This window comes from Rhabdaerophilum sp. SD176 (assembly GCF_030143245.1).
In the GTDB taxonomy this organism is placed as follows: domain Bacteria; phylum Pseudomonadota; class Alphaproteobacteria; order Rhizobiales; family Beijerinckiaceae; genus Rhabdaerophilum.
The window spans coordinates 196553-219645 of record NZ_JARJNS010000002.1 but is presented as its reverse complement, the minus strand read 5'-3'; the positions used below and the strand labels follow the sequence as shown (position 1 = coordinate 219645).

Sequence of the window (23093 nt, the reverse complement as noted above, 5' to 3'; positions counted from 1 at the left end):
TGCCCGGTCCCGATTCCGGCGTGCCGCGGGGGCGGATATGGGAAGCCGAGAGTGAAGCCTGAAAGTGCCACGCGCACCGATCGAGAGGCTGTTCCCCGTCCGGGAAACGATCTGACGCGCTTTCTTTCCGGCCCGGAAAAGGCTGCGATCATCCTTCTGGTCCTCGGTGAACGCTACGGCGGCGAGATCTGGTCGGCCCTCGACGAGGAAGAAATCCGGATCGTCTCGCGCGCCATGTCCCGGCTGGGCTCGGTGACGGCGGAGGCTGTCGAGGCGCTGGTCGCGGAATTCCTTTCGCTCATGTCGCAGGGCGGAGCGGTAACGGGTGACTTCGACCGCACGGAAGCCCTGCTGAACAAGATCCTCCCGCGGGACCGCGTGTCGATCCTGATGGAGGATATCCGGGGTCCGGCCGGCCGCAACATGTGGCAGAAACTCGGCAACGTGCAGGAAAACATTCTCGCCAACTGGCTGAAGGGCGAGTATCCGCAGACCATCGCGATCATCCTGTCGAAGATCCACCCGGAACATGCCGCTCGCGTGCTCTCGCTGCTGCCGCAGGAACTGGCGCTCGAGGCAATCAACCGGATGATCACGATGGAGCCGGTGCAGAAGGCGATCCTGAACCAGATCGAGGACACGCTGCGCACGGAATTCATCTCGAACCTGCATCAGGCCAACCGGCGCGACAATCACGAGCTGATCGCCGAGATCTTCAACTCGTTCGACCGCCAGACTGAAATGACCTTCATGGGCCTGCTCGAGGAGCGGCATCGCGAGGCAGCCAACAAGATCCGCTCGCTGATGTTCACCTTCGAGGACCTGACGAAGCTCGATCCGGCTTCGACCCAGACCCTGATTCGCTTCTCCGACCGCGACCAGCTGGCCATGGCCCTCAAGGGCGCCACGCCTTCCGTGAAGAAATTCTTCATCACCCAGATGTCGACCCGCGCCGCCAAGAATTTCGAGGACCAGATGGCCGGTCTCGGCCCAATCCGCCTCAAGGAAGTCGAGACGGCGCAGACAAAGATCGTCATGCTCGCCAAGGAACTCGCTGCCAAGGGCGAGATCATCATCGGCAAGAACCGCTCCGAGGACGAGCTGATCTATTGAGGGGCGGGTTGCCCTTCCCGGCTCACTATCCGGCTGCCCTCCCCCCAAAGTCTCCTTGACGTGCCAGGGCAAAACACTTACGGCTCGAAGCGGGTCATCTCCCCCCAACGGGAGACACCCATCTGGAAGGATGGAGATCACAGATGACGACTGCGCCTGCCGCACGCCCGCGCGTGCCCAATTTCTCTTCCGGCCCTTGCGCCAAGCGCCCCGGCTGGTCCCTCAAAGCCCTCGCTGACGCCCCGCTCGGCCGCTCGCATCGCGCGAAGATCGGCAAGGCGAAGCTCAAGCTCGCGATCGACCTGACGCGCGAGGTGCTGCAGGTTCCCGCCGATTACCGGATCGGCATCGTACCGGCCTCGGATACCGGCGCAGTCGAAATGGCGATGTGGTCGCTGCTCGGCGCTCGCCCCTCCACCATGCTGGCCTGGGAATCCTTCGGCGAAGGCTGGGTAACGGATGCCGTCAAGCAGCTGAAGCTGACCGATTGCGAGGTCATCACCGCGCCCTATGGCGAGCTGCCGAACCTCAACAGGATCGACACGAAAACGCGCGACATCGTTTTCACCTGGAACGGCACGACCTCAGGCGTGCGGGTGCCGGATGCAAACTGGATCGCGGCGGACCGCCAGGGCCTGACCATCTGCGACGCCACCTCGGCGGCTTTTGCGCAGCGCCTCGACTGGGCCAAGCTCGATGTCGTCACCTTTTCCTGGCAGAAGGTGCTCGGCGGCGAGGCGGCGCATGGCATGCTGATCCTCAGCCCGCGCGCCGTCGAACGGCTCGAGAGCTACAAGCCGGCCTGGCCGCTGCCCAAGGTTTTCCGCCTCACCGCCGGCGGCAAGCTGATTGCCGGAATTTTCGAAGGCGAGACGATCAACACCCCGTCCATGCTCTGCGTCGAGGATTACATCGATGCCCTGCACTGGGCGAAGAAGGTCGGCGGGCTCGATGGCTTGGTCAGGCGGGCCGATGCCAATGCCCGCGCGATTGCCACTTGGGTCAAGAAGACCGACTGGGTCGACTTCCTTGCCGTCAAGCCAAAGACCCGGTCGAACACCTCGGTCTGCCTGAAATTCACCCATCCGAGGGTGGCTGCCCTTTCAGCCGACCAGCAGGCGAATTTCGCGAAGGACATTGTCGCCACGCTTGAGAAAGAAGGCGCGGGGCTCGATCTCGGCCATTACCGCGACGCCCCTCCGGGCCTCCGGATCTGGTGTGGCGCGACAGTCCAGACCCGCGACATCAAGGCGCTGATCCCCTGGATCGAATACGCCTTCGCCAGGGAACTCGCGAAGCTCTGACACGCGACCACCAGCCGCGTCAGGCAATAGGAATTCGGCATTCGGCAGTCGCAGGACATCGTTCCCCGACTGCCGACCACCAACGCCCCAGTGCCCACTCCCCCCATTCCCGCTGCCCCTCCGCAGGAGCCATGCCATGACCAGACCCCGCGTCCTGATTTCCGACGCCCTCTCCCCTGCCGCCGTCCAGATCTTCAAGGATCGCGGCATCGACGTGACCTTCGATACCAGCCTCGGCAAGGACAAGGACAAGCTCGCCGCCGTGATCGGCGAGTATGACGGCCTTGCCATCCGATCGGCCACCAAGGTCACGGCGAAGCTGCTCGAAAGCGCACCGAACCTGAAGGTGATCGGCCGCGCGGGCATCGGTGTCGACAATGTCGATATCCCCGCCGCCACCGCCAAGGGCATCATCGTGATGAACACGCCCTTCGGCAATTCGATCACCACGGCTGAACATGCGATTGCGCTGATGTTTGCTTTGGCCCGCCAGATCCCGGCGGCGGATGTCTCCACGCAGGGCGGCAAGTGGGAGAAGAACCGCTTCATGGGCGTCGAACTCGAAGCCAAGACGCTCGGCCTGATCGGTGCCGGCAATATCGGCTCGATCGTGGCACGCAAGGCGATCGGCGTTGGCATGAAAGTCATCGCCTATGATCCCTATCTCTCGGCCGACCGCGCCGTGCAGATCGGCGTCGAGAAGGTGGAACTGGACACGCTGCTCGCCCGCGCCGATGTCATCACGCTGCATGTGCCGATGACCGAGCAGACGAAGAACATCCTGTCGGCCGAAGCGCTGGCAAAAACGAAGAAGGGTGTGCGCATCATCAACTGCGCCCGCGGCGGGCTGGTGGACGAGGAAGCCCTCGCCGCCGCGCTCAAATCCGGCCATGTCGCTGGCGCCGCCTTCGACGTCTTCTCGGTCGAGCCGGCCGAAACCAACCCGCTTTTCGGCCTCGACAACGTGATCTGCACCCCGCATCTCGGCGCCTCGACCAACGAGGCGCAGGAGAATGTGGCCCTCCAGGTGGCCGAGCAGATGGCCGATTACCTGCTCAACGGCGCGATCAGCAACGCGGTCAATTTCCCGTCGATCACGGCGGAGGAAGCCCCGAAGCTGAAGCCCTTCGTCGCACTCGGCGAGAAGCTCGGCTCGTTCCTCGGCCAGCTCACCGAAGCCCCGGTCAAGGCGATCCGCATCCGCTACGAGGGCGAGGTCGGCACGCTCAACGTCCGGCCGATCACCGCAGCCGCCATTACCGGCGTGCTCCGGCCCTTCCTGCCGGAGATCAACATGGTCAATGCCCCGATGACCGCCAAGGAAAAGGGCATCTCGGTCGATGAGGTGAAGCGCTCGGCGGAAGGCGATTACGAGAGCCGCATCTATATCGAGGTCCTGGCCGAAGACATGCCGCGCCACGCGGCCGGCACCGTCTACCAGGATGGCAAGCCGCGCATCATCGAGATCCGCCAGATCCAGATGGATGCCGAATTTGCCCCGCACATGCTCTATGTCCGCAACGACGACAAGCCCGGCTTCATCGGCCGCTTCGGTTCGCTGCTCGGCGAGAAGGGCATCAACATCGCGACCTTCAATCTCGGCCGTGACAAGCCGGGCGGCGATGCGATCTGCTTCGTGGCCGTCGACGAGGCGATCCCGGATGACGTACTGAACGCCATCCACGCCATCCCGCATGTCAAGCGGGCCCGCCGCCTGAAATTCTGATCAACGGCGCTCCGGCCTCGGGCCGGAGCGCTTTTCCTCACCCGCTGCGGCCGCGCTCGGCAATGGCGATGCCGCCGAGAACCAGCACCATCGACACGGCATGGTGCCAGCCGAAGGGCTCGTTGAGGATCAGCACGGCCAGCACGGCGCCGATGACCGGGACGAGATTGGCGAAGAGCCCCGCCCGGCCGGGCCCGATCAACTCCACCGCGCGCATGAAGAAAACCTGCGCCAGGAAGCTCGGCCCGATCGCCACATAAGTCAGGATGGCGAAGCCTTTTGCCCCGGGCCAGACGGCCTTCCCCATGGCAATTTCAGCTGCCACGAACGGGATCGAGACCAACGCCGCCGCGAAAGCCATCCCCGAGAAGAAGGCGAGCCCCGAAATCGCCGGCCGCTTCTTCAAAGCCACCGTATAGCCCGCATAGAGCGCGCAGGCCGAGACCATCAGCACATCGCCGAAATTGATCGCCAGCGCGGCGAGGCGCTCGAGCGAGCCCCCGCTCGCCGTGACGGCAACCCCGACGATGGTGACGATGATGCCGATGATCTGCACACCGCGCACCGCCGTGCCATAGGCGAAGAACGCACCAATCAACGTGAAGATCGGGATCGCGCCCTGAAGCAGCGTGATGTTGACCGCGCTGGTATAATGCCCGGCGACATACATCATCGCATTGAACACGGTATAGCCGAACGTCCCCATCATGAGGGCAAAGAGCCAGCGCTCCCTGAGAACCGGCAGCACTTCCCGCACTTCCTTGCGCAGGAACAGCGCGATGAAGATGACAACGACGAACCAGCGCCCGGCCGTCAGCACCATGGGCGAGATTTCACCGACAGCGAGGCGGGCCGCAATGGCATTTCCGCCCCAGAACAACATGGTGAGGGCTAGCAGGAGATAGGCGTTCGAATAGAGCTTGCGCGCGGGCACGTCGGAAGATCCGCCTGATTGCGCACTGGCCCCGGCGGATGTATCCGGGGAGGCGACTTGATGGAGAGTTGTGAATGTCTCTGCGCTTCCTGATCATCGAAGGCAATACCCGCGAGGTCCGCGAGGGATACCGTGCGGGGCAGGGCGTGACGCCGGCCGAGGGTTACGGCAATGTCATGGTCGGCCTAGCCGGGGATGCGCGCTACGATATCCTTCTCGCCGCCGATGCCGATGCCGCCCTGCCGGCGGGGACCGGCTTCGCCGATTACGATGCCGCGATCATCACCGGCTCGGCGCTGCATCTCTGGCAGCGCGCACCGGAAGCCTTGCGCCAGGTCGAGGTGGCCCGGGAGATCTATCGCGCCGGCATTCCGTTCTTCGGCTCCTGCTGGGGCATCCAGGTTGCGGCGGTGGCGGCGGGCGGCGATGTGCAGCGCAATCCGAGGGGTCGTGAGGTCGGCTTCGCCCGCAAGATCACCCGCAACGCCACTGGTCAGGCCCATCCGCTGCTTGACGGCCGGCCGGACGTGTTCGATGCGCCCTGCTCCCATCTCGACGAGGTTGCAGTCCCGCCCCCCGGCGCCACGATCCTCGCCTCGAATGCCGTCTCGTATGTCCAGGCCGCGGAGTTCCACTTCGAGGGCGGCTCGTTCTGGGGTGTACAATACCACCCGGAATACACGCTGGCCGATCTGGCCTTCCTGATCGACCGCCGCATGGCCACCCTGATCGAGGAAGGCTTCTTCGCCGACGAGGCCGCGAAATCGAGCTATGTCGCGGAATTGCGGCGCCTCGCCGAACAGCCGGCGGCACGCCATCTTGGCTGGCGCCATGGCCTCGGCCCGGATGTCACCGATCCGCATCTCCGCGTCACGGAACTCCGCAACTTCATTGAATCCCGTGTGAAGCCGTACGCCTTCGCGCGGGCAGCAGCCTGATTTCGGCCCGGGAGCGGCCTCAACTTCGCCGCGCCCGGCCCGATGATCCGGATCTCCCGCACCTCCGGAGATTGCCCGAATGACCCCGTTTCCCCGCCTGGCCCTGCTGATGGCCGGCATCGCCCCGATTGCCCTTGCCGCCTCGCCTGCCTTCGCCGCCACGATCGATGCGCCCTCCCGCCTGCAGGACGTCACCGTCTATCCCGATGCTGCCACGGTACGGCGTATGCTGGAGATCGACATCCCGGCCGGCGAGCATGAACTGCGGATCGACGACCTCCCGGCGATGATCGACCCGGCCTCGCTCCGTGTCGAGGGCGAGGGCAGCGACCGGCTGGTGATCGGCAATGTCGACCTGTCGAGCCGAGCCAGAACGGGCGAAGCCGGCAAGCCGGAGACCCGGCAGAAGCTCGCCGCCTTGCGCAGGGAACGCGATCGCCTTCAGGACAGGATCGACGCCGCCGAGGGCAAGAAGCAGATGATCCAGCGCGCCGGTTCCGGCGAGGGCAGCCAGGGTAAGCCGCTCGACCCGGACCAGTGGATGAAGGCATGGGATCTTGTCGGCAAGGGCCTGCAGGGCGTGAACGAGGAAATGCGGGGCCTGCGCGATTCCCTCGAAAAGGTCGAGGCGGAGATGGCCGTGCTCGAGCAGGAATCCGCCCGGATCGCCCCCCGCCATGATACGGCTCGCGTCGCGATGATCGCCGTCCAGGCGTCCGCATCGCTCCGGGCGAAGCTGACGCTGACCTATCGCGTCAATGCCGCCGGCTGGCGGCCGGTCTATGATGCACGCCTGTCGACGCAATCCGGGCAGCCGCAATTCGAATGGGTACGCCGGGCCATGATCCGCCAGCAGACCGGCGAGGATTGGGCCAATGCGCGCGTCACCCTGTCGACCGTCATGGTCCGGCGCGGCACGCAGGCGCCCGATCTGCGCGGCGAGAAGATCGCCTTCTGGGAACGGCCCGTCCCGCGTTCCGCGCCGGTGCCGATGAGCGCGGCCCCTGTGCCGGAGGCCATGGTCGCCGGCCAGTTGCGCATGGACGCCGCCCGCAAGGAAGCGCCCGGCAGCGACCGCAATGTTGCAGCCGAAGAGGCGCAGGCCCGGATGGAAACGGGCGGCTTCCAGACCGAATTCCGCCTGCCCGGCACGGTGACCTTGCCGTCCGGCATGGGTGAGCGCTCGGTCCGGCTGGGCGCGGACAGGCCGGACATCAAGCTGACCCTGCGCAGCGCGCCGGTTCTCGATCCCACCGCCTATCTCGATGTCAGTTTCAGGGCGGCCGGCGAGGCGCCGATCCTGCCCGGCGAGGTGCTGCTGACGCGCGACGGCGCCTTTGTCGGCAAGGGCCGCGTGCCGCTGGTTGCTCCGGGTGATCAGGCCCGCCTCGGTTTCGGCGCCGATGACCGCGTCACCGTTCGGCGGGTACCGGTCAGCCGGCAGGCGCGCGAGCCGGGCCTGCTCGGCTCGACCCGCACCGAGGACAGCCAGTTCCGGACGGTCGTGAAAAACCTGCATGCCTTCCCCGTCGAGATCCATGTCGAGGATCGCATCCCTGTCAGCGAGGACCAGGCCATCACGGTCGAGCGCCTGCCGGAGATGACGAAACCTGATCTGGAAGCACCGGATGACCGCCGGGGCGTTGTCGCCTGGACGCTCGCGCTGAAGCCGCAGGAGGAGCGGGCCCTCGTCACCGCCTACCGGCTCCGCTGGCCGGCGGCGAAGGAGATCAGGCCGCTGCCCCTGCCACGCTGAGCCGCCTCGCCCGGCCGGGTTGCATCCGCCAGCGCCTGTCCGGGGGCTGGCGGAAATACGACAATGGATGGAAAAGGTTCCGGGGTGGCTTTACCCCGGGCAGGGCATTGGCTATCGGAAACCTTTAACGGCGGGTTGGGCGGTTGCGGCCGCCGCGGCTCCAGAACCGGGATGGTTTCACATGGCCAACGTGGTCGTAGTCGGCGCGCAGTGGGGCGACGAGGGCAAGGGCAAGATCGTCGACTGGCTGTCCGAGCAGGCCGATATCGTTGTCCGCTACCAGGGCGGCCACAATGCCGGCCACACGCTGGTCATCGACGGGGTCACCTACAAGCTCAGCCTGCTGCCTTCGGGTATCGTGCGCGGCGGCAAGCTGTCCGTCATCGGCAACGGCGTCGTGATCGACCCTTCTGCCCTCTGTGACGAGATCGACCGGCTGGCCAGCCAGGGCGTGAAGGTTTCCCCGGAGGGGCTGCGCATCGCCGACAATGCCACGCTGATCCTGCCGCTCCATCGCGAACTCGATGCCTTCCGCGAGAGCGGCAATTCCGGCACGAAGATCGGCACCACGAAACGCGGCATCGGCCCCGCTTACGAGGACAAGGTCGGCCGCCGCGCGATCCGCGTCCGCGACCTTGCGGAGCCGGAAGCCCTCGCACCGAAGATCGACCGCCTGCTCGCCCATCACAACGCATTGCGGCGCGGCATGGGCCTCGACGAGGTCGATGGCGGCGCTCTGCTCGCATTGCTGACCGCGATCGCACCGCGCATCCTGCCCTATATGGACCGTGTCTGGGAAACCCTCGACCAGGCCCGCCGCGAGGGCAAGCGCATCCTGTTCGAAGGGGCGCAGGGCGCCCTGCTCGATGTGGATCACGGCACCTATCCCTACGTCACCTCCTCCAACACCGTGGCGGGCCAGGCCTCGACCGGGTCCGGCCTCGGCCCGGGCGCGATCGGCTATGTGCTCGGCATCGTGAAGGCCTATACGACCCGCGTCGGCGAAGGCCCCTTCCCCTCCGAGCTGTTTGACGAGACCGGCCGCCGGATCGGCGAGCGCGGCCGCGAATTCGGCACGGTCACCGGGCGAGCCCGGCGCTGCGGCTGGTTCGATGCGGTGCTGGTGCGCCAGACGATCAAGACCTCCGGCATTAACGGTATCGCGCTGACCAAGCTCGACATCCTAGACGGCTTCGCCGAGATCAAGGTCTGCACCGGCTACAGGCTCGACGGCGAGATCATCGACTATCTGCCGGCCAGCGAATCGGCACAGAAGCGGCTGGAACCGGTCTACGAAACCATTCCCGGCTGGGAAGGCTCGACCGCCGGCGCCCGCTCCTGGGCACAGCTGCCGGCCGAGGCGATCAAATACGTCCGGAGAATCGAGGAATTGATCGGTGCGCCGGTCGCCCTGCTCTCGACCAGCCCGGAACGGGATGACACGATCCTCGTCAAGAATCCCTTCGAGGCCTGATCCCGCATGGTGGATTATCATTCGCTCCTCAACCGTGCGATCGCAAGCCTGGGCAACCCCGATGCGGAGGCCAGGGCGTCGATCTACGGTCGGGCGCGCGACGCCTTGCAGCGGCAATTGCGCAGCTTTGACCCGCCGCTCGCCGAGGACGAGATCCGCGCCCAGCTGGACGCACTCGAGGCGGTAATCATCCGGGTCGAGGCCGAGCAGGCCACACTGGCACTGCCGGACACGCCTGAAGCGCCGGAGCCCGGAATGCCGGCCCCCCCGGTCGAGGACGAATCAACATCACTGCCGCCTGCCGATCCGGTGATCGAACCGATCCTGCGCCCGCGTATGCCCAATCGGGGCGAAGCGACAGGTCTGCCCCGGAAGCGGCTTTCGGTCTTCGTGGGCATCGGCATCGTCGCCATGCTGGCCATGGGCCTTCTGGCCCTGACGCGGAACGGCAAGCCGGTTGCACCGGCCGGTCCGCCCGTGGTCACGGCACCGGCAGAATCAGGGTCCGACCCGGCCAAGACCGAAGGCCGGCTGTCCGGCGCAGAACCACAGCCCACACCGGCCGACCCCGCGCCGTCACAGCCCGCAGCACCGGCCCAGAGCCAGGCCGCAAGCCCGCCGGCAGCCACACCGCCGGCAGCCACGCCGCCGGCAACGAACGGCGCCGTCGTCACCGCGCCGGCAACCGGCCGCGCCTTCATGGTGCTGGAACCGGCGCCGGGCGCGCCGAACCAGTTCGAGGGGCGTGTCAACTGGTCCTACCTGCCGGACACCACGTTGGGCGGCCAGAAGAGCCTGCGCGCCGTGATCGAATTCGCCGGATCGACCCTGTCGATCGACTTCTCGATTGCCCGCAATGCCGATGCCGCACTGAGTGCCTCGCATACGGTGATGGTGATTTTCGACGGTCAGAACGGCCTCGGCAATGTGCTGGAAATGAGCGCTGTCGAATGGCGCGAACGCGAGGATCAGGTCGGCGGCGTGCTCGCCGGCATTGTCGTGCCGATCCAGACCAATGTCTTCATGATCGGGCTCGACAAGGCCGAGGCCACCGTCACCCGTAATCTTGACCTGCTGCGGACGCAGAAATGGATGGTCTTCGAATTCCGGCTGGAGACGGGTCGTCGCGGTGCGGTCCTTGTCGAGAAATCGGCGGCGGGCGAGAGGGCCATTGCCGAAGCCCTGCGGGACTGGCGCCAGTAAGCAGCCATGAGAAAGGGCGCCCGGAGGCGCCCTTCATTGCATGTCATGCATCCGGAATTCAGGCGGCCAGGGCTTCGATCTCGGCCAGATTGCGGCGTACTGCGCCCTGAACTTTCTCGAAGGCCCGGGCCTCGATCTGCCGGACACGCTCGCGCGAGACGCCGAATTCCTCTGACAGCTCTTCCAGCGTCAGCGGGTCTTCCAGCAGGCGGCGCGCCTCGAAGATCCGCCGCTCGCGCGGGTTGAGGATCTCCAGCGCCTTTCCAAGCGCCTGATGGCGGTTCGCCGCTTCCTCGGTCCGGGTCAGGATGGCTTCCTGGTTGTCCGTATCGTCGACCAGCATATCCTGCCATTCAGCGGTGCCGTCATCGCGCATCATCACGTTGAGCGAGGAATCCCCGCCGAGACGGCGGTTCATCTCGATGACTTCCTGCTCCTCGACGCCGAGCTTGGTCGCGATCGCCTTCACCTGGTCGGGGCGCAGATCACCCTCTTCCAGCGCGGAAATCTTGCCCTTCGCCTTGCGCAGGTTGAAGAACAGCTTCTTCTGGTTGGCGGTGGTCCCCATTTTCACGAGGCTCCATGACCGCAGGATGTATTCCTGGATCGACGCCTTGATCCACCAGATCGCGTAGGTCGCGAGCCGGAAGCCCTTGTCGGGGTCGAAGCGCTTCACGGCCTGCATCAGGCCGATATTGCCCTCGGACACGACATCGCCGACCGGCAGGCCGTAACCGCGATAGCCCATGGCGATCTTCGCCACGAGCCGCAGATGCGACGTGACGAGGCGATGGGCCGCCTGCGCATCCTCATATTGCTGGTAGCGCTTGGCGAGCATGAACTCTTCGTCGGCGCTGAGAACCGGAAACCGGCGAATTTCAGCCAGGTACCGGGAAAGTCCCCCCTCACCCGAGAAAACGGGCATCGTGGCGATTGACATCCTTACCTCCTTTGAGCCCCCGAACGCGGCAGGCTCGTCCGTCGCGGTGAAACACCCATCGACGCTGTTGGCGCTTATACCACATCGAATCCGTGGCGAAAAAGCGGCAATCATCACAGTTTGGCGAGGGCGGCCTGCAAACGCTCGAAATCGGCCGGCGGCGCGGTTTCAAAGCTCATGACATCGCGCGTGCGCGGATGCTCGAAAGCCAGCCATTCGGCGTGAAGCGCCTGCCGGTCGAGCGCGGCAAGGGCCAGCTGTGCCTCCTCCGGCAACCGGGCGATCCGGGTGCGGAAGCCGCTGCCATAGAGGGAATCGCCCAGAAGCGGATGGCCGATATGGGCGAGATGCACGCGGATCTGGTGGGTCCGCCCGGTCTCGAGCGTGCAGCGGATGAGGCTGGCCAGCGCATCCTCGCCCGCCGGATAGCACGCGCTCACGGCATAATGGGTGATCGCGAAGCGCGCCCGCTCGCTGTTCGAGACGACCATCCGCTCGCGATTGGCAGTCGAGCGGGCAATGCCGGCCTCGATCGTCCCGCTCTGGCGCGGCAGCCGGCCCCAGACCAGCGCCTGGTAGCGCCGCTCCAGCGCGCCTGTCCGGCCGTGATCGGCGAATTGTGCCGCGAGATGGCGATGTGCCCGGTCATGCTTGGCCACGACGAGGATGCCGGACGTGTCCTTGTCGAGCCGATGGACGATTCCCGGCCGGAGAATACCGTTGATGCCGGACAGGCTGTCGCCGCAATGGGCGAGCAGGGCATGAACCAGCGTGCCGCGCTCATGGCCGTTCGACGGGTGGACGACCATGCCCGCTGCCTTGTTGACAACGATCAGGTCGGCATCCTCGTAGAGAATGTCCAGTGGCAGGGCTTCGGGCAGCGGCCCTGCCGGCTCGGGCGCGGGCAGGTGCAGGGTCACGGCCTCCCCGCCCCTGAGCTTGCGCGCGGCATTGGTCTCGAGGGCGCCGTCGATCCAGACCTGGCCATCGGCAATCAGCGTCTGGAGGCGGGCCCGGGAGAAATCAGGCAGGTGGTCGGCAAGGCAGCGATCGAGCCGTTTCGCCTTGTCCTCCGGGGGCAGCACGAGCTGCATCGGCGGGCTGGCGGTCATGAGGGCTCCGATCTGCCGGGAAAAGCGGGACGGCCCGGTGTGCCGGGCCGGAACCGCCGCGTCAAGTCAGGCCGAAGGTCAGGCGGTGTAGCCCGGGCAAGTCCCGGTCGGCGGCGGGTTGAACTGCACCTTGTTGGCCTGGCGTGGCCGCATGTAGAGGTTGTCGCCCATCTTCACCTTGCCGCCGGCAAAGGCGCCGCCGAACAATTCGTTGACGACCTGCGTCGCAACCGAGGCGGCATAATTCATCTCGACTTCCGCAAGCACCACGAAGGTGCGCGGAATCTTGAGACCGGCCGGCAGCTTCTTGAATTCGGTGCAGCGGGCAACGGTCGAGAACGACCCCTTGATCGATGAATCCGAGGGCACGACAGACCAGTCGACAAAGGCCTTTCCGGCCCCGTCAATATCGATCGCGATCACCCGCATGCCGAGCCCGGTCGAGGGATGCGGCCAGAGGACGGCCTCCGTCGCCTTGAAGATGCTGTCCATGTCAGCCTGGCTGACAGCCACCATCTGGGTGGTCATGTCCGCGAGGGTCCGGGCCAGCAATGTCACCTTCTTCTCGGCATTCAGGGCATCGGTGGAAACGACCATCCCGACCCAGACTGTCATCATGACCGGGACCATCAGCGCGAATTCGACAGCCGCGACGCCGCTCTGGGACAGGTTGAACCGCCGGAGCAGCGCGCGGGCGCGGAGACGGGAATGGCGGAGAAAGCGTTGGCTGCGGCGAAGCATGGAGGCCTTCATCATCATCACTCCTCAGCACGCGCCATAGGGTTCGTTCTTGAAGGCCGCCGATCCGACCAGCAGAACCTTCCCGTTCGACAGTTGCGAAACATCGTTCCGGATCAGGGCGGTTATCGACGAGACCTCGTAATAGGCCCGGATCACCACGATCTGGCAGGGCTTGCCCGGATCGAATTGCAGGTTCGACGGGTCGAAGACCCCGCTCTTGACCGGGTTGGGCATGGCGGCATCGCCGAACACCGTGAAGGCCCGGACATCGAATTTCACATCGCCGCAGCTGATCAGCCAGCTGATCCGCTCGCAGAAGGCGGTCTTGAAGGCGGAGAGCTGCTGCGGCGCGCCGCCGGAACCGGCCACCTGCCCGGTGAGCGTCACCCGCTTGGCATCCTCCACGCCGGTTTCCAGCGCGGTGACGCGCAGGTACAGCGTGCCCGTCTCCATGATCGCGAAAAGCGAACCGAAGAACATCGGGGCAATCATCGCGAATTCGACGGCGGTCGCGCCGCGGCGATCACGCCGGAAACACCGGAGGAGACGGCCCAGCAGCGAAACCTCGGGTTTCGTGCGATCGGCCTTGGCAACGGACATGGACAACTCCCGAAAACTGGGCCAGCCGGCGCTGCAGGACGACCGACTTCCTGCTACGGGTATACACAAGAGAGCTTGCTGTTCTGTTTCGCTTTTTTCCACAAATCCGATGCGCGGGCTTAACCGGGGCTTAACCCTGTCCGTTGCCCGCCGCAGGCGCCTCACGCGCCCGCACACGTGCCGTATCTGCTGGAACAGCACCTCACCTCGGGGAGGCAGCATCACGCGGTGGACGGTCGAGAGCTTACTTCTTGGCGCCCGGCGCGGTCGCCGACTGGTTGGCCATGCCGTCACGCCGCTGCGCCTGGTCAACCGAGCGGTTGAAATGCTTTTCCTCGTCGCCAAGCGCCACGGTGGGCAGGCAAAGCGGTGCGCAATCATAGCTGCTCGGCTCGAGACCGCGCTGGACGAGCACCCGCCCGGCGCTCGGCACGGTCACCGTGACCATGGATTCCGAGATGATGTTGCCGGCGGCGTTCAGCGCGATGAAGTTGGTGCGCCCGGCCGCCCGCCCTGTCAGGACCAGCACGCCGTTTTTCTGCACGGTGACATCCGCGATGGCCGGGTTGCCGATCACGATCGTATCCGCGCCACCAGGCAGCTTCACGAGCTTGGCGTGGTCCATCACCAGGCTGATCGTCTCGACCGCCGGCTGTTCAGCCTGGGCCGGAAGGCTGGCCAGCGTGAAGGGGATCAGGCCTGCCGCAAGAAACGCCATGGCCCGAATTTGCCGAGAGGTCGAACGCACAAAACCGAACATCACTGTCTTTCCCGCAAGGCCGGGGGCACGAGACCCTGACCGGATTCCTTCCAATCTGCCGCAACAGGGTGAATGTTCGGTAAATTCCGGTGCTGCCCCTGGATCTCGCCCGGAGATCAATCAAATTTGACGGAAATGAATCCGGGCTTGCGCGGGCAATTCCATCGCGATCGGCAGGCCCGGACTCCGGCTTCCGTGAAGAGAGCGGCGCTGCAGCGAGAATAAGGGCGGACATGTTTGTCCGAAAATTCAGAAGTCTATCTTGTTATGTATCAATCAATCCGATGATAACAGTCAGTATTCGAATTCTTTCACTTCCCATTAACCAACCTATTGAGCGTCAGGTATTGAGTATTGGTTGGATTTTATCATTTTTAATGATGTCGATGACCGCCGTGATTACATGGTGGAATCATTTTCTAAATTAACCGCGGCGAAAGAATCGGCCGCTAATGTCGGCTTCGGTTCAGACGCACTGGTTCGGAAAGAGCAGGCGATCGGAAACCTGGAGCAACAGAGTAAGGAGCCTACCATGTCGATTTTCAACCGTTTCGTGAAGGATGAGTCCGGCGCCACCGCGATCGAGTACAGCCTCATCGCCGCCCTGATGGCCGCCGCGATCATCACCGCCCTCGGCACTTTCGGCGGCGACCTGAAGACCGCCTTCACCAACATCGGCAACACGCTGAAGAACAACACCAAGTAAGGTTTTCCCGCTTCAGCCGGTTCCGAAAGGCAGGGCTCGCGCCCTGCCTTTTCTTTTCGGCCCACCATCAGTTCGACGAAAATCACTGACCGCCGATCTATTCACGAAGCGAAAACGCTGCTGGCAGGCCGGGCGACGGCTACCGGCCCCTCGCCGATCGAATTAAGAAATTCGCCAGAAATCTGCCCGATGAGTGATGCCGCTTCCAGGAACTGGGAGCGATTTTCATCAAGAAATTGGGATTTCATCATGTTGCTCGTCCACCGTTTCCTCCGCGATCGTTCCGGCGCCACTGCCATTGAATACAGCCTAATTGCCGCCCTGATGGCCGCGGCGATCATCACGGCGCTCGGCACATTCGGCGACAGCCTGAAGACCGCCTTTGCGAATATCGGTACGAAGCTGGGCACGGCGTCCCAGTAAAATCGAAGCTCCTAGCTTCTTGAACCACGAAGGCAGAGGAAACTCTGCCTTCTTTTGTTTGCACGATTTTCAAACGCGATCTTCATCAAGCGGAAACCTTGCTCCGAAACGCACCTCTGTTTTTTGGCTTTCAGCTATCCCGTTAAGAATTTCAGACAATTCGAATGTTACAAAGACCGCATCTTCCTTGGAGCGGAAGAGGCCTTCTGGAAAACAGAAGGATCGTCAAACAAGATCTGGAGCAAGACAATGTCAGTTTTCAAGCGTTTCGCCGCCGATGAATCCGGCGCCACCGCGATCGAATACAGCCTCATCGCCGCCCTGATGGCTGCGGCGATCATCACCGCGCTTGGCACTTTCGGCGGTGACCTGAAGACCGCCTTCACCAATATCGGCAATACGCTGAAGACCAAGACCAAGTAAGCGGAAACCGATCAATATTGCCGATCATCGGCAACAGAGGAGCGGCCCGAAGCGGCCGCTTTTTTGTTGCCGGGCCTTCTCCGGGGCGGATCGGAATGGCTTTCCTTTCATGAAGCACCATGCCATGGCCTCGCCGGACACCGAGCGGAGGGAAAAGGTAGCCGGATATGCAGCATGAACCCGGGTTTCTCGAACGTCTCACGCCGGTCATCGAGGCCTATCTCGCGCAAACCGCCGAACCCGGCGAGCATCTCTCGCTGCTGCGCTGGCAGATGGCCGAGCGGCACCGGCTTGAAAGCCGGGAAACCTATCCCGGCCACCTGACCACGAGCGCGATCATCGTCTCGCCCGATCTCGGCTCGACGCTGCTGATCGACCATCTCACCCTGAAACGGTGGCTGCAGCCGGGCGGCCATTATGAACCGGCAGAGCAATTCTGGCATTCCGCCCGGCGTGAGGCGGAGGAGGAGACCGGCCTCGCCGCGCTCGTGCTCCATCCCTGGCATGGTGGCGGCGACAAACCCTTCGTGATCGACAGCCATGATGTGCCGGGCAAGGCGGCGCGCGGCGAGCGCCCCCATATCCATCACGACCTGCAATTCGTATTCGTGGCCGATCGACACGCGCCACTCGCCGCCCAGCTGGACGAGGTCGCCGCCGCACGCTGGCACCCGATCGGCGCGCTGGCCGAGGTGTCGCCCCGCGCCTTCCGGCGGCTGGACCGGCTTTCAGCCTGAACCGGATTGTGCGCCAGCGCATGGCTCAGCGGGCATGGACACGAAAAAATCCGGCTACCCCCTGAAATTTGTCAAAATGCGTCTCTATGTCTTGGGTCGCGTTGTCAGGGAGAGACAACCGAGCCAGGGAGCATTCTGATGAATCCGCAAGAGCGTGCCGTGATCGACGGGATTTTCGAGCGCCTTCGCAATGTCGCGAACCAGCCGCGCGATCCCGAAGTGGAACGCTATATCGCCGACCTTCTCCGCCAGCAGCCTTACGCACCCTATGCGATGGCACAGTCCATCTACGTGCAGGAGCAGGCGCTTCTCAACCAGCAGCAGCAGATCGAGCAGCTTCAGGCCGAAAATACGCGCCTCCAGCAACAGGCGCCGGCCGCAGCGCCCGCCCAGTCCGGCGGATTCCTGTCCGGCCTGTTCGGCGGCGGGGCCCAGCCCCAGCCACAGCGCCAGCCTGCCGGTGCCGAGCCGGCCTATGGCCAGCGCAACCGCGAAATGGCAGCAGCCCCGGGCCCGTGGGGTGGCCAGCAGAACCAGCCTGCTCCGGCAGCCGGCCCATGGGGCCAGCAGGCCGGCGCCCAGCGCCAGGGCATGGGCTTCCTCGGCACGGCGGCCGCAGCGGCAGCCGGTGTGGCCGGCGGCATGATGCTCGGCAACATCCTGTCGAGCGCGTTCGGTGGTGGCGGAGCCCATGCGGCAAGCAACCCGGCCCAGAATCCCGCCGCCGCGCCGGCAGCACAGCAGGGTTCGGAATCGGCCCCGCAGGAGCCGGGCTATGACGATGCCAACTACGACGATGGCGGCGATTTCGGCTTCGATGACGGCGGTGGCGACAGCTACGACGTCTGAGCCCCTGATCGCCGGGCGATGAAACAGGAAGGGCCCCGGAAACGGGGCCCTTTTTTGCTGGTGGCAAGCTGAAAACGCCGCCGGCGTCAGATCACGACGACCCTCGTGCCCACGCGAACGCGGCCATAGAGGTCGATCACATCCTCGTTCCGCATGCGGATGCAGCCGGACGACACTGCCCGCCCGATCGTCTCCGGCTCGTTGGTGCCGTGGATACGGTAAAGCGACGAACCCAGATAGAGTGCCCGCGCGCCGAGCGGGTTTTCCGGCCCGCCCGCCATGTGGCGCGGCAGGTCAGGGCGACGCTTGAGCATCTGCGCAGGGGGCCGCCAGTCGGGCCATTCCCGCTTCATCGAGACGGTCTTCATGCCAGCCCATTCGAAGCCAGGCCGGCCGACGCCAATGCCATATCGGAGCGCGCGGCCATTGCCCTTCACCAGATAAAGGAACTTGTTCGGCGTATCGATCACGATCGTGCCGGGCGCATGGTTGCCGGGATAGGACACTTCCTGTTTCTCGTAACGCGAATCAAAGCCGGGCTCGATCGGCGCAGGGGATCGGTCACGGCGCGGCCCGCGCGGGGCGAGGCCCGGCTGGAGCAGCGGCTCATCCTCGAGATAGGGGTTGGCCAGCGCATGCTGCTGGGCGGGGCGAGCGGGAACCGGCCGCGTGTAGCCCGGCTGCGGCGGCACATTGTAGATCGCACCGCCATGGCGCGGACCCGGCGCCGCGCCGGTCATCATGAATTCGATGAAGCCGCCGCCAAGATTGTTGCCGCCACGATAGGGATCGGCCTCGGCCGGCAGCGAAACGGCCAGGGCAAGCGGCAGCAGGGAGACGAGGGTCAGGGCCATGGACGCGCCGGCGGCCCGGGCCCGGGGAGCAGCGGCAGTGCATAATCTGGGGTGTTTCATCATTCATCCTCGCAACCAGGGAGACCCTTTCTGGCTCTCCTGACCGACAGAACATGCGGTCTTCGCCGAGATTTCGCGCAAGGAGCCAACTGTTTGGCTAATTTTGTTGGATAATGGAAAGTAAACATGGAATTTCCTGTAAACCATTGCCTTTAGGGTTAATTTTTTATTTTCAGAAAACCATGTCATTTCACGCCATATTTATGATTAATGAATTATTTCAACAGAACAATGAACGCATGAACCTAAGTTTAACTTGTGAAGGAAAAGATCAGCCTGAGTGATGCAGAAGGCAAATCCCTATGAGCGATAGTGCACGGCGTTTCCGTATCGAGGGCGGCACCCCCCGGCCGGCCATCAAGATCCCCGCGCCTTCTTTCGTGATGCCGGAGGCGATCGATCTGGCCCCGGCTGAGCCGATGGCCATTGCCGCCGGCCAGCAGGCTGAAGCTATTTCGGGGCCGATTCTCGAAGAATTGCGGGCACTTCGCTCTCTGGTCGCGCCGCTGCGCGGCATTATCGAGAACCTGAGCGACAATTACCGGACCGAGCTGAAGAGCGTCACCAATCTCCGCGCCGATATCGGCGAGATCGACGAAGCGATCCGCGGCACCAAGAAGGAGCTCGCCGCGATCAAGGTTGGCAGCAATATCGGCGGTGTCGATATCGCGGCTCTGGAACTGACCACCGTCGTCAGCCAGACGGAGCAGGCCACCAACGACATCCTCGCGGCGGCCGAAAACATCGAGACCATTGCCGGCGCCATCCAGAGCGAGACCACCTTGGACAATGCCAAGGCACTGGCGGCGGATATCGCGGACCGGATCACCACGATCTACATGGCCTGCAACTTCCAGGATCTGAGCGGCCAGCGCGTCAGCCGCGTTGTCGACACGCTGAATTTCATCGAGAGCCGGATCCACCGGATGATCGATGCCTGGGGCGGGCTGCAGGCCCTGCATGACCTCATTGAGGCGGAAATCCAGGTGAAGGAGGAAGAGCGCGCGACCGAAGGCAGCGCGGCGCTCCTGACCGGCCCGGTTCCGGTCAATTCCGAGGATCATGTCGACCAGAGCGCGATCGACGCCCTCTTCAACTGACAGCGCGGCGCGGCAGGCGGACCTGCCGCAACCCGGCGAGATCGACAAGCCAGGCGGCCATCCCGAAACCGGCCGCCCCGAGTGCCATTGCGGCGAAGGCCCCGGGCAGGCCGCCGCTCCATTGCCGCAGCAACGCCACCGGCAGCACCATGGCGAGCAGAGCCACGGTCAACCGGCCGAGAAAGCGCGGCGACGGCGCCTGATAGCCGGGGCTTCTCGCGGCCAGGAACAGCAGCCCCGCTGCCATCGAGCCGGCAAGAACCAGCCCGATCCCGGCTATCCCGGCCCCACTCATGCCTGTTGGCCACAAGGCCAGCACCCCGCCGCCCATGGCCGCAAGCACCACGACAGCCAGCGCCGTGACCGGCAGGGTTCCGGTCCGCTCCGCCAGCTGCGCATAAGGGTGCACCGCATACTGGATGAGCGCATAGAGGAAGATGCCCGGCGTCAGCAGCATCACGGCATGCCCGAACAGGCCCCGGAAATCCGGCCGCACCAGCAGCACCTCCAGCGCGTCGATCACCAGGAGCAGCCCGAGCGCCATCGCCAGAAGAAGCGACAGCACCATCTCCTGGTTGCGGCCGAGCTGCGCCTGCCCCGCTTCGGAGCCGCTCTCGCGTGATGACTGCACGGCCCGCTGGAACAGCCAGAGGTCGAGCGCGGAACCGAAGGTCGTGAAGAGTTTCAGCACGAAATCCAGCGCAAGGCTGACCTGCCCCGCCAGGGCAAGGCCACCGGTCAGGGCTGCCCAGCTCCGTAACCCGAAGAACAGGGCGAGATAGAGGAGATTCGTCACCACGACCGGCCCGGAATAGCCAGCCATGGCGAAAAGCGATGGCAGCGGGGGCGCCGGCTCCACCGCCTCCTCCGGCTGGAACCGAACCGCTTCGAGGCGCCACGCCGCGATGGCCGCGACCAGGAGGCTCGCAAGAAGCGCCGAAGCCGCCGCTTCGGCCGTTCCCCCGAGGCCGGCGGCCAGCGGCACGAGGGTGATGCCAAGCGCGTTCCGGACGAGCAGAACGCGCGCATAATCCGCCTCGCGGAACCGCGCGCGCAGCATCGCCGCGACGAGATCGAGGAAGCCGGCCCCGAGCGCCAGCCCGACGCCGAGCGCCGCAAGGCCGGGCCGCCCGCCGGGCAGCAACGGCAAGGCGAGCCCAGCCAGAAGCAGTGCCAAGGCCATCGAGGCGAGAAAGGCCAGGACCAGCCGGCGCCGCAGCCCGGCTGCCCCGGCATGGAAGAACCGCGTTGCTGCGAGGCGGAGCCATTCGAAACACAGGGTCTGCAGCAGGATGCCCGCAGCCACGGCCAGCGCATAGGCGCCGAATTCCGCCGGGCCGAGCAGCCAGGCAACCACCAGCCCGAGCAGGAACTGCACAAGCGCGGACAGGACGAAGGCGGCAGACATTCCCATATCGTCAATCTCCCCTTTGGGCCACAAATGGCAAGCCCGGCGCGGGCCCCGTCCACCGCTCCGGTTGCATGGCCCCCGGCGAGCGCCTAGAAAGACGGCAACGCACGTTTTCGCACTGGTTCCCCCGTGACCTTTCCCGCGCTTCTTCAGGAAGGCGTGATGCGCTTTGCGCCCGATCCGGTCTTCTGGATCGTCGGGCTCGGCACCATCGCCATGATCGCCTTCTCCAAGGGCGCGTTCGGTGGCGGCGCGGCCTCGCTCGGCGTGCCGATGCTCTCCTTCTTCATCGATCCGATCGGCGCCGCGATCATTGTCGCGCCGCTCGTCGTGCTGATGGACATGTTCACCCTGCGTGCCTTCGGACCCTCGAGCTGGTCCAAACCCGATCTCCGCCTGCTCGTTCCCGGCCTGATCGCAGGGCTGGGCCTCGGCTGGTGGCTGTTCGAAACAGTGGATCCGCGGCTTGTCGGCCTGCTGATCGGGGTAATCAGCCTCGTTTTCGCCGCCCAATGGTTCTGGAAGCGGCAGGCCGGGCAGATCGCCGGGGGCAAGCCACCGCATCTCGGCCTCGGCCTGCTGGCCGGCGCGGCCTCCGGCTTCACCACCTTCATCGCCCATGCGGGCGGGCCGCCGATCGCGATCTATCTCGTCCGACGCGGCGTCGACAAACGCCTTTTCGTCGGGACCAACACGGCGATCTTCACGATAGGCAACCTGATCAAGCTCGGGCCCTACGGCCTGCTGATGGCGGCGCGGCCGGAAACCGCCGCAGCCGCCCTGCTGCTGGCACCGGTCATTCCGCTGGCCGTGATGCTCGGCATCCGGCTGCATGAGCACCTCTCCCGCGAGGCGATCCTGCTGATCACGAACATCCTGCTGGTGCTCGGCGGCGCGCGGCTGATCTTCGTCTCGGTGAAGGCGCTCTGGCCATGATCGCCCGCCTGCCGCCCATGGCCTTGGCCATCCTCGCCATCGGCGTGCTGAGTGCCATGGATGTGCTGATCAAGATCGTCGGCGCGCGCTATCCGACCGTGCAGCTCGTCTTCCTGCGTTTCGCTTTCGGCCTCGTCGTCGCCGGCAGTCTCTGGCTCTGGATGCAGCCCGGCAGGCCCAGCCGTGAGGCGGTGAAGGCCAACCTCCTGCGCGGGGTCATCGGGCTCGTCACGGCGACGAGCTTCTTCTACGCTCTTCAGACACTGCCGCTCGCCGAGACCATCGCCTTCTCCTTCCTCTCGCCGCTCTTCCTGACGGCTTTCGGCATTTTACTGCTGAAGGAGCAGCTTGTGCCGCGCCTGCTGGTTGGCCTCGCCATCGGCTTCGGCGGCATGGTTGTCATGGTGCTCGGCCAGGGCGCCGGCGGCCGCACCCTGCCCTTGCCCGGCGTGCTCGCCGCCATCGGTTCCGCCGTCACCTATGCGCTCTCGCTCACCTTGCTGCGCCAGCGTGCGCAGCAGGATGCGCTGATCACCATCGTCGCTTTCCAGCATATCGTTCCGGCAGTGCTGATGGCAGCGCCCGCTGCCGCCTTCTGGGTTCCGCCGCCCGGATGGGACCTTGCCATCTATGCCTGCATCGCGGTCATGGGCGTGGCCGGGCATCTGCTGATGGGGATGGCCTTCAAGCGCGCCGAAGCCTCGAAGCTCGCTGTCGCCGAGTATTCTGCCCTGATCTATGCCGCATTGCTCGGGTTCCTTGTCTTCGGCGAAATTCCCGGCCTGGCCACCCTTGCCGGCACGCTGCTGATCGTCGCCGGCACGGCGTTAGCCATGCGCGAACAAAAAACCGCCGGCGTGCCGCCCATCGCTCCCGGCCCGTGATATCGGCTCTTGACTCCGCGATTTCACGATCCCATATCGCGTTAGCACTCGTTCAGAGTGAGTGCTAAAGATCCAGGCTGCTCCCCGGCAGCCGGCCGGGCGGAACGGT

Annotated in this window: 24 protein-coding genes; 15 read left to right on the top strand and 9 right to left on the bottom strand. The window is 64.9% G+C overall.

What is annotated here, in order from left to right:
* Positions 1-51: 51 nt before the first annotated feature.
* From fliG to serA, 3 genes are all read left to right on the top strand, one after another.
* Entirely contained in the window at positions 52-1113 is a 1062-nt protein-coding gene (gene fliG / locus P0652_RS04780; protein WP_284177627.1) for a flagellar motor switch protein FliG, read from the top strand.
* A gap of 143 nt (positions 1114-1256) precedes the next feature.
* Entirely contained in the window at positions 1257-2417 is a 1161-nt protein-coding gene (locus P0652_RS04775; RefSeq protein WP_284177626.1) for a phosphoserine transaminase, read from the top strand.
* 136 nt (positions 2418-2553) lie between these two features.
* Positions 2554-4143, top strand: coding sequence for a phosphoglycerate dehydrogenase (gene serA / locus P0652_RS04770; protein ID WP_284177625.1), 1590 nt, complete (start codon positions 2554-2556; stop codon positions 4141-4143).
* 37 nt (positions 4144-4180) lie between these two features.
* Here the strand turns inward: serA and P0652_RS04765 are convergent, their stop codons facing one another.
* Positions 4181-5077, bottom strand: a complete 897-nt coding sequence (locus P0652_RS04765; RefSeq protein WP_284177624.1) for a DMT family transporter — start codon at positions 5075-5077, stop codon at positions 4181-4183.
* 74 nt (positions 5078-5151) lie between these two features.
* Here P0652_RS04765 and P0652_RS04760 point away from each other — a divergent pair, with 74 nt between their 5' ends.
* From P0652_RS04760 to P0652_RS04745, 4 genes are all read left to right on the top strand, one after another.
* Entirely contained in the window at positions 5152-6015 is an 864-nt protein-coding gene (locus tag P0652_RS04760; RefSeq protein WP_284177623.1) for a type 1 glutamine amidotransferase, read from the top strand.
* Positions 6016-6094: 79 nt separating this feature from the next.
* Positions 6095-7771 carry a mucoidy inhibitor MuiA family protein gene (locus P0652_RS04755; protein ID WP_284177622.1) on the top strand — a complete coding sequence of 559 codons (1677 nt, stop codon included), beginning with the start codon at positions 6095-6097 and terminating at the stop codon, positions 7769-7771.
* 181 nt (positions 7772-7952) lie between these two features.
* Entirely contained in the window at positions 7953-9245 is a 1293-nt protein-coding gene (locus P0652_RS04750) for an adenylosuccinate synthase (protein ID WP_284177621.1), read from the top strand.
* Positions 9246-9251: 6 nt separating this feature from the next.
* Complete coding sequence (locus P0652_RS04745; RefSeq protein ID WP_284177620.1) at positions 9252-10448, top strand: hypothetical protein; 1197 nt, start codon at positions 9252-9254, stop codon at positions 10446-10448.
* A 58-nt stretch (positions 10449-10506) separates the two neighbouring features.
* Here the strand turns inward: P0652_RS04745 and rpoH are convergent, their stop codons facing one another.
* The 5 genes from rpoH to P0652_RS04720 form a co-directional block, all read right to left on the bottom strand.
* On the bottom strand, positions 10507-11388 hold the full coding sequence (gene rpoH, locus P0652_RS04740; protein WP_284177619.1) for an RNA polymerase sigma factor RpoH: 882 nt from the start codon (positions 11386-11388) through the stop codon (positions 10507-10509).
* A 113-nt stretch (positions 11389-11501) separates the two neighbouring features.
* Positions 11502-12500 (bottom strand): RluA family pseudouridine synthase, encoded by a 999-nt coding sequence (locus P0652_RS04735; RefSeq protein WP_284177618.1) that lies wholly within the window; start codon positions 12498-12500, stop codon positions 11502-11504.
* Positions 12501-12578: 78 nt separating this feature from the next.
* Positions 12579-13256 (bottom strand): TadE/TadG family type IV pilus assembly protein, encoded by a 678-nt coding sequence (locus tag P0652_RS04730; protein WP_284177617.1) that lies wholly within the window; start codon positions 13254-13256, stop codon positions 12579-12581.
* A gap of 9 nt (positions 13257-13265) precedes the next feature.
* Positions 13266-13841 (bottom strand): TadE/TadG family type IV pilus assembly protein, encoded by a 576-nt coding sequence (locus P0652_RS04725; RefSeq protein ID WP_284177616.1) that lies wholly within the window; start codon positions 13839-13841, stop codon positions 13266-13268.
* Positions 13842-14085: 244 nt separating this feature from the next.
* Positions 14086-14559, bottom strand: coding sequence for a pilus assembly protein N-terminal domain-containing protein (locus P0652_RS04720; RefSeq protein ID WP_284177615.1), 474 nt, complete (start codon positions 14557-14559; stop codon positions 14086-14088).
* 574 nt (positions 14560-15133) lie between these two features.
* Here P0652_RS04720 and P0652_RS04715 point away from each other — a divergent pair.
* On the top strand, positions 15134-15307 hold the full coding sequence (locus P0652_RS04715) for a Flp family type IVb pilin (RefSeq protein WP_284178012.1): 174 nt from the start codon (positions 15134-15136) through the stop codon (positions 15305-15307).
* Positions 15308-15408: 101 nt separating this feature from the next.
* On the opposite strand, the gene P0652_RS04710 is transcribed toward P0652_RS04715, so the two are convergent.
* The gene (locus P0652_RS04710) at positions 15409-15558 is read right to left on the bottom strand and encodes a hypothetical protein (protein WP_284177614.1); all 150 of its coding nucleotides are present in this window, start codon (positions 15556-15558) and stop codon (positions 15409-15411) included.
* Here P0652_RS04710 and P0652_RS04705 point away from each other — a divergent pair.
* From P0652_RS04705 to P0652_RS04690, 4 genes are all read left to right on the top strand, one after another.
* The gene (locus tag P0652_RS04705; protein ID WP_502947474.1) at positions 15554-15730 is read left to right on the top strand and encodes a Flp family type IVb pilin; all 177 of its coding nucleotides are present in this window, start codon (positions 15554-15556) and stop codon (positions 15728-15730) included. The genes P0652_RS04710 and P0652_RS04705 overlap by 5 nt on opposite strands.
* Before the next feature lie 249 nt (positions 15731-15979).
* Positions 15980-16153, top strand: coding sequence for a Flp family type IVb pilin (locus P0652_RS04700; protein ID WP_284177612.1), 174 nt, complete (start codon positions 15980-15982; stop codon positions 16151-16153).
* A 167-nt stretch (positions 16154-16320) separates the two neighbouring features.
* Positions 16321-16890 (top strand): NUDIX hydrolase, encoded by a 570-nt coding sequence (locus P0652_RS04695; RefSeq protein WP_284177611.1) that lies wholly within the window; start codon positions 16321-16323, stop codon positions 16888-16890.
* A 138-nt stretch (positions 16891-17028) separates the two neighbouring features.
* On the top strand, positions 17029-17739 hold the full coding sequence (locus P0652_RS04690; protein ID WP_284177610.1) for a DUF2076 domain-containing protein: 711 nt from the start codon (positions 17029-17031) through the stop codon (positions 17737-17739).
* 86 nt (positions 17740-17825) lie between these two features.
* Here the strand turns inward: P0652_RS04690 and P0652_RS04685 are convergent, their stop codons facing one another.
* Positions 17826-18593, bottom strand: a complete 768-nt coding sequence (locus P0652_RS04685) for a L,D-transpeptidase (RefSeq protein ID WP_284177609.1) — start codon at positions 18591-18593, stop codon at positions 17826-17828.
* A 362-nt stretch (positions 18594-18955) separates the two neighbouring features.
* Here P0652_RS04685 and P0652_RS04680 point away from each other — a divergent pair, with 362 nt between their 5' ends.
* Positions 18956-19753 carry a protein phosphatase CheZ gene (locus P0652_RS04680; protein ID WP_284177608.1) on the top strand — a complete coding sequence of 266 codons (798 nt, stop codon included), beginning with the start codon at positions 18956-18958 and terminating at the stop codon, positions 19751-19753.
* Here P0652_RS04680 and P0652_RS04675 read toward each other — a convergent pair.
* Positions 19746-21161 carry a polysaccharide biosynthesis protein gene (locus tag P0652_RS04675; protein WP_284177607.1) on the bottom strand — a complete coding sequence of 472 codons (1416 nt, stop codon included), beginning with the start codon at positions 21159-21161 and terminating at the stop codon, positions 19746-19748. The two genes, P0652_RS04680 and P0652_RS04675, sit on opposite strands and share 8 nt — an antisense overlap.
* A gap of 165 nt (positions 21162-21326) precedes the next feature.
* Here P0652_RS04675 and P0652_RS04670 point away from each other — a divergent pair, with 165 nt between their 5' ends.
* A complete protein-coding gene (locus P0652_RS04670) occupies positions 21327-22100 on the top strand; it encodes a sulfite exporter TauE/SafE family protein (protein ID WP_284177606.1) in 774 nt (257 codons plus the stop codon).
* Positions 22097-22984, top strand: a complete 888-nt coding sequence (locus P0652_RS04665) for a DMT family transporter (RefSeq protein WP_284177605.1) — start codon at positions 22097-22099, stop codon at positions 22982-22984. Before P0652_RS04670 ends, P0652_RS04665 begins: the two co-directional genes overlap by 4 nt.
* Positions 22985-23093: the final 109 nt, after the last annotated feature.